11 protein-coding genes are annotated in these 11,729 nt (G+C 67.7%); 6 read left to right on the plus strand and 5 right to left on the minus strand.

The genetic code is table 11. The features are described from left to right. Position 1: 1 nt before the first annotated feature. From JO059_RS13140 to dnaK, 4 genes are read right to left on the minus strand one after another with little or no spacing between them, the layout of a single operon-like run. The gene (locus JO059_RS13140) at positions 2-409 is read right to left on the minus strand and encodes a helix-turn-helix domain-containing protein (protein WP_293319327.1); all 408 of its coding nucleotides are present in this window, start codon (positions 407-409) and stop codon (positions 2-4) included. Then, complete coding sequence (dnaJ, locus tag JO059_RS13145) at positions 409-1,590, minus strand: molecular chaperone DnaJ (RefSeq protein WP_293319329.1); 1,182 nt, start codon at positions 1,588-1,590, stop codon at positions 409-411. Before dnaJ ends, JO059_RS13140 begins: the two co-directional genes overlap by 1 nt. Positions 1,591-1,629: 39 nt before the next feature. Then, positions 1,630-2,313, minus strand: coding sequence for a nucleotide exchange factor GrpE (grpE, locus tag JO059_RS13150; protein WP_293319331.1), 684 nt, complete (start codon positions 2,311-2,313; stop codon positions 1,630-1,632). After that, a complete protein-coding gene (dnaK, locus tag JO059_RS13155; RefSeq protein WP_293319332.1) occupies positions 2,310-4,190 on the minus strand; it encodes a molecular chaperone DnaK in 1,881 nt (626 codons plus the stop codon). The genes grpE and dnaK overlap by 4 nt, the downstream gene beginning before the upstream one ends. Positions 4,191-4,539: 349 nt before the next feature. On the opposite strand from dnaK, the gene JO059_RS13160 reads away from it, so the two are divergent. Beyond that, a complete protein-coding gene (locus JO059_RS13160) occupies positions 4,540-5,994 on the plus strand; it encodes an amino acid permease (protein ID WP_293319333.1) in 1,455 nt (484 codons plus the stop codon). Here the strand turns inward: JO059_RS13160 and JO059_RS13165 are convergent. Continuing rightward, a complete protein-coding gene (locus JO059_RS13165) occupies positions 5,991-6,554 on the minus strand; it encodes a nucleotidyltransferase family protein (RefSeq protein WP_293319334.1) in 564 nt (187 codons plus the stop codon). The two genes, JO059_RS13160 and JO059_RS13165, sit on opposite strands and share 4 nt — an antisense overlap. Before the next feature lie 51 nt (positions 6,555-6,605). On the opposite strand from JO059_RS13165, the gene JO059_RS13170 reads away from it, so the two are divergent. The 5 genes from JO059_RS13170 to JO059_RS13190 all read left to right on the plus strand — a co-directional run bounded on the left by JO059_RS13170 (position 6,606) and on the right by JO059_RS13190 (position 11,709). Further along, positions 6,606-8,927: a xanthine dehydrogenase family protein molybdopterin-binding subunit gene (locus JO059_RS13170; RefSeq protein ID WP_293319336.1), complete on the plus strand. Its 2,322-nt coding sequence runs from the start codon at positions 6,606-6,608 to the stop codon at positions 8,925-8,927. After that, positions 8,924-9,811 (plus strand): xanthine dehydrogenase family protein subunit M, encoded by an 888-nt coding sequence (locus JO059_RS13175; RefSeq protein ID WP_293319338.1) that lies wholly within the window; start codon positions 8,924-8,926, stop codon positions 9,809-9,811. Before JO059_RS13170 ends, JO059_RS13175 begins: the two co-directional genes overlap by 4 nt. Next, positions 9,804-10,286 (plus strand): (2Fe-2S)-binding protein, encoded by a 483-nt coding sequence (locus tag JO059_RS13180; protein WP_293319340.1) that lies wholly within the window; start codon positions 9,804-9,806, stop codon positions 10,284-10,286. Before JO059_RS13175 ends, JO059_RS13180 begins: the two co-directional genes overlap by 8 nt. 344 nt (positions 10,287-10,630) lie before the next feature. Continuing rightward, a complete protein-coding gene (locus JO059_RS13185; RefSeq protein WP_293319365.1) occupies positions 10,631-11,152 on the plus strand; it encodes a hypothetical protein in 522 nt (173 codons plus the stop codon). Positions 11,153-11,187: 35 nt separating this feature from the next. After that, on the plus strand, positions 11,188-11,709 hold the full coding sequence (locus JO059_RS13190; RefSeq protein ID WP_293319342.1) for a hypothetical protein: 522 nt from the start codon (positions 11,188-11,190) through the stop codon (positions 11,707-11,709). Positions 11,710-11,729: the final 20 nt, after the last annotated feature.

Below are 11,729 nucleotides of genomic sequence, written 5' to 3' on the forward strand. Positions count from 1 at the left end.
TTCACCCACGCTCACGGGCGGGCTTGCGCGGCTGCCAAACCACCAGCGCGGTGCTCTTGGGCACCACCGCGACGTCGCGGCGCTGGCTGGCACGCAGCGCCGCCAACTCCTCCGACATTTCCTTGATCCTCGACTGCAACGCCTCGACCTGATTGGTCAGTTCGATAATCCGTTTGATCCCAGCGAGATTGACGCCCTCGTCCTGAGAGAGCCGCTGCACCTGACGCAGCAGTTCAACGTCGCGCTGCGAATAGCGGCGGCCGCCACCGGAAGTCCGCCTCGGGCTCACGAGCCCGAGGCGGTCGTAGGTGCGCAGGGTCTGCGCGTGCATGCCGGCCAGCTCGGCGGCCACGGAGATCAAAAATGTTCGGGATTCCGATTCCCTTTTGCCCCCAGGGTTTCTCGCCATCAGTGATTACCCGCCCATCCCGCTCGTGGGTTGAAACCACTGGACCGTTCGGCCGCGGCGTAGGCCTCGAGCGCCTCCTTGGCGGCGCCCTCCAGGTTGGGCGGCACCGCCACCTTCACGGTCACGAGCAAGTCTCCGTTGCCGCCGGTGCGCTTGGGCACACCGCGGCCGCGCACCCGCAGGATGCGACCGTCCGCGGTGCCTTTGGGCACCCGGACACCGACCTTGCCGTCCAGGGTGGGAACGGAAAGCGTTGAGCCCAAAGCCAGTTCGGTGAAGCTGACCGGAACGGTGACCGTGAGATCGTCGCCCTCGCGGCCGAAGACCTTGTCCGGCCGCACATGCACCGTCACATAAAGGTCACCCGACGGCGCACCCCGCAACCCGGCCTCGCCCTGTCCGGGCAGCCGGATCCGCTGTCCGTCCTCGACACCGGGCGGTATACGCACGTTGATGGTGCGCGTCCGTGTGGTCACGCCGGTGCCCTTGCACTCGTCGCACGGGTGCTCGATGATCGAGCCGCTGCCCCGGCAATCGGTGCACGGTTCGGAGAACCCGAACGCGCCCTGGTTGCGGTTGACCACACCGGAGCCGTTGCACGTCGGGCAGACCTTCGGGCTGGTGCCCGGGCGTGCCCCGCTGCCATGACAATTCGTGCACGGCGCCGGGCTGGTCAGCCGCAACGGCATGGCCACGCCCTTGGCGGCCTCGACGAAGTCCAGCTCGGTCTCGGTCTCCAGGTCGTTACCGCGCCGCGGCCGGCTGGGACGCGGGCTCCCGCCGCGGCCGAACAAGCCGCCGAATAGGTCGCCGATGTTGGCGCCGCCGGACCGTCCGGCCGCCTCAAACAAGTCGTTGAGGTTGAATTCGGCGCCATCAGAGTTATAGCCGCCCCCGCCGAAGCCCCCGAAGCCGCCCGTGTCGAACCGGCGGCCGCCACCGAACCCGCCGCCGGCGAACAGCCGGCGGGTCTCGTCGTACTCCTTGCGCTTAGCCTCATCGGACAACACGCTGTATGCCTCGGAAACCGCTTTGAACCGGTCGGCCCCGGCGGGGTTCTTGTCCGGGTGCAGATCGGATGCCAGCTTGCGGTAGGCGGTCTTGATCTCTTTGGCGCTGGCGTCAGAGGAGACGCCCAGTTCCTTGTAAAAGTCTTTCTCGACCCATTCACGTTGGGCCACGTTGCGTCACCCCCTCACCTTCTGTCGTTGATTCTGTTCCTATTCGCCGCTGGCGTCGGCCTTTTCGTCCGAATCGGATTTCCCCGCACTCTCGGCGCCTTCGGTGCTTTCGGTGCCATCGGGCTCGACAACCGTCTCACCGGCGCCGGCAACGGTGTCGATGACACCGACCAGCGCATGGCGCAGCACCTGCTCGCCCAGTTTGTAGCCCTGCCGCATGACCGTGCCGATCACCGGTTTCGAGCCGTCGGCGCCATCACCCTCGTGCTGCACCGCTTCGTGCAGCACCGGGTCGAAGTCCTCGCCCTCGTCGCCGAACGCCGTCAGGCCGAGCCCGGTCAGCGCGCTCATCAGCTTGTCCGCCACCGACTTCAGCGGTCCCGACTCGAGATCGCCGTGCTTGCGAGCCCGGTCGAGATCGTCGAGCACGCCCAGCAACTGGCTGATGACGCTTGCCTTGGCCCGATCCGCCGCGGCCTGCTGATCGCGCAGCGCACGCTTGCGGTAGTTGGCGAAGTCGGCCTGTACGCGTTGCAGATCGGAGAGCAATTCGGCCGCCTTGTTGGCCTCCTCGGGCGACTCACCCGAAAAGTTCCCGGGCGCAGTCCCCCCCGGCGTCCCTCCCGGTCCAGTGCCGGGAGGGACGTGCCGAACTTCGCCGGTCTCGGGATCGATCCGCCGCTTGTCGGTGACCGTCACGTGTTCCGGATTGCTTTCGGTCACTTGGACTCCCGGTCGTCGTCGACCACCTCCGCGTCCACGACATCGTCAGCGGAGCCGGACGCACCGCCGGACTGGGCGCCGCCAGGACCTGCGCCCTGAGCGCCCGCGGCTTGAGTGGCCTCGTAGATCGCCTGCCCGAGCGCCTGCGACTCCTGGCCCAGCTTCTCCATCGCCGACTTGATCGCGGCGATGTCGGTGCCAGCCAACGCCGTCTTGGCCTCGGCCACCGCGGCATCCACCTTGTTCAGGGTGTCCTCGGGCACCTTGGTTCCGCCGGACTCGGCCGCTGCGCCCCTTTGTTCAGCGACAAACTTCTCCGTCTGGTAGACCAGCGTCTCGGCCTGGTTGCGTACGTCGGCCTCCTCGCGACGCTTACGGTCCTCCTCGGCGTGCGCCTCGGCGTCCTTGATCATCCGGTCGATCTCCTCCTTGGACAGGCCGGAGCCCTCCTGGATCTTGATCGTGTTCTCCTTGCCGGTGCCCTTGTCCTTGGCCGTGACGTGCACGATGCCGTTGGCGTCGATGTCGAACGTGACCTCGATCTGGGGGACGCCACGGGGCGCCGGCGGGATGCCGGTCAGCTCGAACGAGCCGAGCAGCTTGTTGTGCGAGGCGATTTCGCGCTCACCCTGATACACCTGGATCTGCACCGACGGCTGGTTGTCGTCGGCCGTGGTGAAGGTCTCGGACCGCTTCGTCGGGATCGTGGTGTTGCGCTCGATGAGCCTGGTCATCACGCCACCCTTGGTCTCGATGCCCAGGCTAAGCGGCGTAACGTCAAGCAGCAGAACGTCTTTCACCTCGCCCTTGAGGACACCGGCCTGCAGGGCCGCTCCCACGGCCACGACCTCATCGGGGTTGACGCCCTTGTTGGGCTCCTTGCCGCCGGTGAGCTCCTTGACCAGGTCCGTCACCGCGGGCATCCGGGTCGAGCCACCCACCAGCACGACGTGGTCGATGTCGGCGACGGAGATACCGGCGTCCGAGATCACCGACTTGAACGGCTGACGGGTGCGGTCCAGCAGGTCCTGAGTGATGCGCTGGAACTCGGCGCGGGTCAGCTGCTCGTCGAGGAACAGCGGGTTCTTGTCCGCGTCGACGGTGATGTAGGGCAGGTTGATCGACGTGCTCTGGCTCGAGCTCAGTTCGATCTTGGCCTTCTCGGCGGCCTCGCGCAGCCGCTGCATGGCCATCTTGTCCTTGGTGAGGTCAATTCCGGTCGTGCCCTTGAACTTGTCGACCAGCCAGTTGACGATCCGGTCGTCCCAGTCGTCGCCGCCGAGGTGGTTGTCGCCGCTGGTGGCCCGGACCTCGACCACTCCCTCGCCGATCTCGAGCAGCGAGACGTCGAAGGTGCCGCCGCCCAGGTCGAAGACCAGGATCGTCTGCTCCTTCTCGCCCTTGTCCAGGCCGTACGCCAGTGCCGCGGCGGTCGGTTCGTTGACGATGCGCAGCACGTTCATGCCGGCGATCTGGCCGGCCTCCTTGGTGGCCTGGCGCTGGGCGTCGTTGAAGTAGGCGGGCACCGTGATGACCGCGTCGGTGATGTCCTCACCGAGGTAGGCCTCGGCGTCGCGCTTGAGCTTCATCAGCACGCGGGCGCTGATCTCCTGCGCGGTGTACTTCTTGCCGTCGATCTCGATGGACCAGTCCGTGCCCATGTGCCGCTTGACCGAACGCACGGTGCGGTCGACGTTGGTCACCGCCTGGTTCTTGGCGGGCTGGCCGACCAGCACTTCACCGTTGCGCGCGAACGCGACGATGGACGGGGTCGTCCGCGAGCCCTCGGAGTTGGCGACCACGACGGGGTCGCCACCCTCGAGGACACAGACGACGGAGTTGGTGGTCCCGAGGTCGATGCCGACCGCACGAGCCATAGTGATTCCTCCTGAGTTGTAGAGCTTCTGCTGTGCACTATGCTGAGTGAACCCCGCTCAAGCCTGCGCCCCCGGGCGCACGGGTGTCAACCCTCGACTTGAGTCGGATCCACTCAACTTGTTGACCATGGTAACGGCCATCGCCGCCGTCTTGTTCCCGGGGGTTCACATGAGCACTTCGGTCGCCCCCCGGCAGTGGGGTGCGCGCGCCCAGCGCACCCATCGTTTCAGTGGTGTTGGGCAAACTGCCAATGCCCGACTGCGTCCGGTGATATAGCCTACTGCCAGTCCGTTCCCGGGTGCGCCGCGTCGCGCGGCAATACCTGAACCGACGGCGATAGGAGCCCGATTGACGACCCCGGAGCCGCCCCGGCCATCGACGTTCGCGCGCGAAGAAACGGGATATCACAAGACCCTCAAGAACCGTCAGATTCAGATGATCGCGCTCGGTGGCGCCATCGGAACCGGTCTTTTCCTCGGCGCCGGCGGACGGCTCGCATCGGCGGGCCCGGGGTTGTTCCTCGTTTACGGCGTCTGCGGCATCTTCGTCTTCCTCATCCTGCGCGCGCTCGGCGAGCTGGTGCTGCACCGCCCGTCGACGGGATCGTTCGTGTCCTACTCTCGCGAATTCTTCGGCGAGAAGCTGGCTTTCGTTGCCGGCTGGATGTATGTCCTCAACTGGTCGATGACGGGGATCGTGGACACCACCGCGATCGCGCACTACTGCCACTACTGGAAGGCATTCCACGTCGTCCCGCAGTGGACCATCGCGTTGATCGCGCTGCTGGTGGTGCTGTCGATGAACCTGATCTCGGTGAAGGCCTTCGGTGAGCTGGAGTTCTGGGCCTCGTTGATCAAGGTGCTGGCACTGGTGACCTTTCTCGTTGTCGGCACGGTTTTTCTGGTCGGGCGCATCAAGATCGACGGTCATGACACCGGGACCGGCTTATGGAACACCCATGGCGGGCTGGTACCCACCGGGCTGCTGCCCCTGGTGCTCGTCACCTCGGGAGTGGTGTTTGCCTACGCCGCCATCGAATTGGTCGGCATCGCGGCCGGGGAAACGGCAAACCCGGAGAAGGTCATGCCGCGGGCAATCAACTCGGTGGTGTTCCGCATCGCGGTCTTCTACATCGGGTCCACCGTCCTGTTGGGCCTGTTGCTGCCCTACACCGCCTACAAGGCCAACGTCAGCCCGTTCGTGACGTTCTTCTCCAAGGCCGGTGTCAGCGGGGCGGGCAGCGTGATGAACGTGGTGGTGCTGACCGCCGCGCTGTCGAGTCTGAACGCGGGGCTGTATTCCACGGGCCGCATCCTGCGGTCGATGGCCATCAACGGCAGCGGCCCCAAGTTCACCGCGCCGATGTCGAAGCGGGGCGTGCCTTACCGCGGCATCCTGCTCACGAGCGGCGTGGGCTTGCTGGGCATCGTGCTCAACGCCGTCAAACCGAGCCAGGCGTTCGAGATCGTGCTGCACATCGCGGCGGTGGGCATCGTGTTCGCCTGGGGGACGATTGTGGCGAGCCAGCTGCAGTTCTACCGGTGGGCGAAGGCTGGGCGGGTCGAGCGGCCGCGTTTCCGGATGCCGCTGTCGCCGTACAGCGGCTACCTCACGCTGGCTTTCCTGGTCGGCGTGGTGGTCCTGATGTTCTTCGACAAGGTGCAGGGCCCGTACCTGCTCGGCGCGACCGTCATCGGCGTGCCCGCGCTCGTCGGGGGCTGGTTCCTGGTCCGCAATCGGGTGCGGGATGTTCGCGACGCCGCGGCGGCGGTCCCCACGACGGACCCGCCGCTCGCTGTCTAGCGAGAGTCGATGTCACGTCCGTCGGCAAGATCGCTACAGTCAACGACCTCAACGTCCCGCCGGCCCCCCAGGTAGGCCCCCGCGCCGGCATCCCCGGACAGCTCGGCCAGCACGTCCGGCCAGTGCCGGCGCGCGATCACGACGGGATGCCCGGGGCGGTCGCCGAAATACGCCCGGGCCAACCCGCCGCGTGATGCCATGGCCCGGTCCACGACCCGCGTCACCACCGGGGGACCGACGTCCGGAGTGTCGATGACGTGTAGCACGGCGTAGTCGGCCTGCATTGCGTCGGCCTGGGTCAGGCCCGCGCGGACCGAGGCGCTCAATCCCACCTGCCAGTCGGGCGCGACGACCGCGGTCACGCCGGGCGGGGCCGGCACGGCGGCGGCGCCCAAGACCAGGACGACTTCCTCGCAGCCACCGCCCCGCAGCGCGTCGAGCGCAGTCGCCAGCCAGCCATGGACCAGCACCTTCGGCTTGCCGTAGCGCCGTCCGGCCCCCGCGGCGAGCAGCACGCCGACGGTGTGTGGCGTCTTGCCCCTCGACTGCGATAACGGCACTCTCCTATAATGCCATTGGGCTTCTCATTTGACGACAATGGATGGAGCGCGATGGCTCACGACGCCCCGGCGCCGCGGTACGCCGGAACGCGCGTTCAACGGGTGGAGGACGGCCGGCTGCTGACCGGCCGCGGGAGCTTCGTCGACGACATCTCCCGCCCGGGCATGCTGCACGCCTGCTTCGTCCGCAGCCCGTTCGCGCGCGCAGCGATCAACGGCATTGATGCCTCGGCGGCGCTGGCGCTGCCGGGAGTGCGCGCGGTGTTCACCGCGGCCGACCTCAACCCCGACGCCTGCGAGGCGTGGCACGCCGTGGCCGGCAAGGACGTTCCGGACACCCCGCGGCCGCCGCTGGCCGACGGCGAGGTCAAGTTCGTCGGCGACCCGGTCGCCCTGATCGTCGCCGAGAACCGCTACATCGCCGAGGACGCCGTGGAACTGGTCGACGTCGACTACGAGCCGCTGCCGGCAATCGTCGACTTCACCCGGGCGCAGTCCTCGGATGTGCTGGTGCACGAGAGCTACGCGAACAACGTCGCGGGCGGACTGGCCGGAGCCCCGCCGGACGAGGAGGTATTCGCATCGGCGGCGTGCGTGGTGAAAGAGCGCATCTACCAACAGATTTACGCGCCGGTGCCGATCGAGACGCGCGGACTGATCGTCGAGTGGGCGCCGGCCTCCGAAGAGCTCACCATGTGGGCGTCCACCCAGACCCCGCACGAATTGCGGGCCTTCTGTGCGCGCCTGTTGGGCATTGCGGCGCAACGCGTTCGGGTGATCGCGCGCGACACGGGCGGCGGCTTCGGCCAGAAGGTGGTGCCGATGCGCGAGGACATGTGCATCATGCTGGCCGCCCGCAAGGTGCCCGCGGCGCTCAAGTGGATCGAAGACCGGCGCGAGAACCTCATGTCGGCCGGGCAGGCGCGTCATGTCACGGGCACCGCGCGGATGGCGTTCGACGACGAGGGCAACATCGCAGCGGCCGACATCGACTTCCTGCAGGACGTGGGCGCATATCCGACGCCCTACCCCGTGCTGACCACGGCCGCGATCGGCATGTTCTTCCCGGGGCCCTACCGCGTGCCGAAGGCCAGCTTCAAATATCAGACGGTCTTCTCCAACACCAGCGGTCTGGCCGCCTACCGGGGCCCGTGGCAGTTCGAGTCGCTGGCGCGCGAAATCCTCCTCGATGTCGCCGCACGCACAATGAACATCGATCCGGTCGAGCTCCGCCGCCGCAACCTGCTGCGCCGCGACGAGATGCCCTACCTCAACCCCAACGGCATGCCGTATGACCACGTCGCCCCGATCGAGACATTCGAGCAAGCGGTGAAAGTCCTTGACCACGAGGGTTTTCGCAAGGAGCAGGCCGATGCGCTGGGCCAGGGCCGCTACCTGGGTGTCGGCTTCTCGGCCTACATCGAGCCGACGGGCGCGGCGACCGGCCACCTGGCCACCGAAGGCGCGACCATCCGGATCGAGCCGACGGGCACGATCAACGTCTACGTCAACGGCGGTTCGAGCGGAAACAGCTTGGAAACCACCGTGATTCAGCTGGCCGCCGACGCCCTGGGCGCCGATATCGACGACGTGGCCACCATCCAGGGCGACACCGCGATCACGCCCTACGGCGCCGGGACACAGGGCAGCCGCAGCGGGCCGATGACCGCAGGAGCCGTCGACGAGGCGGCAAGAATCCTTCGCCAGAAAATCGTCGCGCTTGCGGCGCATCGCCTCAAGGTGGCCGAATCCGAGGTGGAGCTGGCGCATTCGACGGCGTTGGTGCGCGGCGACGCGTCGAAGCGGGTGACCTTCGGCGAGCTCGCCTACCTCGCGTACTACCAGCCTCAGATGCTGCCCCCGGGAATGTCGCCCGAGCTCGAGGCAACCGCCCGCTACGTCGCCAAGGCGCCCATCCTGTGGTCCAACGCAACCCATGTCTGCACCTGTGAAGTCGACCCGGCGACGGGCAAAGTCACCCTGCTGCGCTACATCGTCAGCGAGGACGTCGGGCCCATGATCAACCCGGCGATCGTCGAGGGCCAGATCGCCGGCGGCACCGTCCAGGGCATCGGCGGCGCGTTGCTGGAGAACCTCGCCTACGACGAGGACGGCAACCCCCTGGCCACCACGTTCGTCGACTATCTGCTGCCGACCACCACCGAGGTCCCGCCGATCGAGTTCGGCCACGTCGAGATCCCCGGTCCCGGCCCCGGCGGGTACAAGGGCGCGGGCGAGGGCGGAGCGATCGGCTCGGTGCCCGCGGTGATCAACGCGATCAACGACGCGCTGGCGCCGCTGGGCGTGACGATCACCCGGCTCCCGGCCACCCCGGCGGCGATCGCGTCGCTGCTCGCGGAGGCCGACCGGTGAAGCCCGCCGCATTCGACTACCACCGCCCCGACACGGTCGAGGACGCCGTTGGCCTGCTGGCGGAACTGGGCGATGACGCGAAGATCCTGGCCGGCGGGCAGAGCCTGGTGCCGATGCTGTCCATGCGGCTGGCCTACTTCGACCATCTGGTCGATATCTCCCGACTGAGCGAGCTGCAGGGCATCGAGCGTCGGGGCGATGAGCTGTGGATCGGCGCCGGAACCACCGAGGCCAGGGTGGGCTCCGATGACCAAGTGCGGCAAGCGGTTCCGTTGCTGACGCGGGTGACGCCGTTCGTCGGACACTTCCAGATCCGCAACCGCGGCACCGTCGGGGGGTCGATCGCGCACGCCGACGCCGCGGGCGAATACCCGGCCGTCGCGCTGACGCTGGGCGCGGTGATGGAGGTGATGTCGCCGCGGGGGCGGCGGGAGATCGCCGCGGCCGACTTCTTCGCCGGGTTGTGGGAGACGACGATGGAATCCGATGAGGTGTTGACCGGGGTCCGATTCCCGGTGTGGAACGGCAGATCCGGCTTTTCGATCCACGAATTCTCGCGCAGGCACGGCGATTTCGCGATCGCCGGGGCGCTGGTCGCCGTCCAGCTCGACGCCGCTGACCGGGTGTCCCGCTGCGCCATCGGCCTGCTGGGCCTGGGGGCCACGCCAAAGCGCGCTACGGCGGCCGAGGCTGCGCTCGTCGGCAAGCCGATCGGCGAGCTGACCCCCGACGAGATCGGCCGCCTCGCGATGACCGGGCTCGACGACGTTCCGACCGACCTGCAGGGGTCGGCCTCGTATCGCACCAGGGTCGGCGCCGCGATGGCCGAGCGCGCCTGGAACGAGGCCACCACCGAGGCCATCCTGGGGCCGCGCAATGCATGAACAACCCGTCCAGTTGTCGGTCAACGGCAATCCCGTCGCGGCAGGCGTCGAGCCGCGCATGACCCTGGCCGATTTTTTGCGGGAACGGTGCGGGCTCACCGGCACCCACCTCGGCTGCGAGCATGGGGCGTGCGGTGCGTGCACGGTGTTGGTGGCCGGCGAGGCCGTGCGGTCGTGCCTGATGTTCGCGGTCCAGGCAGATGACATGGAGGTGACAACAGTCGAGGGCATCGCGTCGCCGGATGGCACGCTGTCGCCGGTACAGGCGGCGTTGCGGGAATGCCACGGACTGCAATGCGGCTTTTGCACTCCCGGCTTCGTCACGTCGCTCACCGCACTGCTGCGCGACAACCCGGACCCCACCGACGACGAGATACGGCAGGGCTTGTCGGGAAACTTCTGCCGGTGCACCGGCTACCAGGGCATCATCGCGGCCGCCCGTCGAGCCGCCGAATTGATGCGCGCAACGCATTGACATCCATTGTGTCCCACGGGCATCGGAAGCCGAGTCGGTGTTTCGCGCCGCCGGTCCCCGCCGGGAGTTGGCGCAAACGGCGGCCGACCACGCCGGCGATCATGCGCGCACTCTCCGAAGGTCTGCGCGGCGCCCCGGTCGGTCACGCGGCGGTAAAACTTCACCATCGGTGCGGCATCTGCCCGCATCGGTAGGCGCGTCACTGCAGTCACTTTCGTCACCGCGTGCGTAATCTGGTCCCGATATCTGAGACTTTTCGGGAGTAACGCGTGCGGTTATCGCAGAAGGCACGATGGGGTCTCGCCGGTGGTTCGCTGCTGCTCTCGCCGGTGCTCGTGAGCGCCATGCCGGTTTCCGGCTGCAGCTCCCACATAGACGGCCGGCCGGTCGCGGCCCCCGGCGCGGGGCCGACCGAGCCCACGTTTCCCACGCCCAGGCCGACCACCCCGACCGCCGCGCCGTCGGCGCCCAGCTCGACACCGGCGCCGTCCAGCTCTCCGGCGAACCCGACCGCGCCCGCCGGCGCCATCCCGCTTGCGCCCGACCAGAACGGTTACGTCTTCATCGAAACGAAGTCGGGCATGACGCGCTGCCAGATCAATAAGGAAAGCGTGGGCTGCGAGGCACCGTTCACCAATTCCCCCCTGCAGGACGGCGAACACGCCAACGGCGTCAGCATCAATTCCAGCGGCTCAGTGCAATGGGTGCTGGGCAACCTGGGTGCGATTCCGACCGTCACCATCGACTACAAGACCTACCAGGCGCAGGGCTGGACGATAAGCGCGACAGCCGACGGCACCCGCTTCACCAATGACCGCACGGGCCACGGCATGTTCGTCAGCATCGAGAAAGTGAATACGTTCTGAGCAGGCGGATAGCCGACGTCAGTACCATCGGTGCCGTGGCAAGCAATGGCCCACCGAATGACTTCCAGGATCAGCGGACGCGGTACGCCGAATACGGTGTTGGCGAGCAGCAGGAAACCCCGCCCGGGCAACCGGAGCCGCCCGAGTCTTTGGATCCCTTCGACCAGGCCACCGAGCCGACGCCCTGGTATCGCAAGCCGGTCGGGCTCATCGCCTGGCTGATCGTCGTCCTCATTCTGATCGGCCTCATCGTTTACGGCGTCATGGACCTGATTCACGGGGGCGAAGGAACCAGCCCGGCCCCCAGCAGCACGACCCCGACGACGTCGGCCACCACGGCTCCGCCGACGACCACCGAATCGCCCGCGCCGCCGCCCACGAGCACCCCGGTCGAGTCGCCGGCGCAGCAGCCGACGCAGGGGCCGACCCAGCAGCCGACACGCCAGCCCACCCAGCAGCCGCCAACGCATCGGCACCATCTGCCGTCGTTGCCGTCGGTCATCAACGTTCCCGGGATGCCCGCGATCACGCTTCCGCCCGGCATGCCCGATTACTGATCACCTCAGCGCCGCGGCCG

It is taken from the genome of Mycobacterium sp., from assembly GCF_019247615.1.
Lineage (GTDB): Bacteria > Actinomycetota > Actinomycetes > Mycobacteriales > Mycobacteriaceae > Mycobacterium.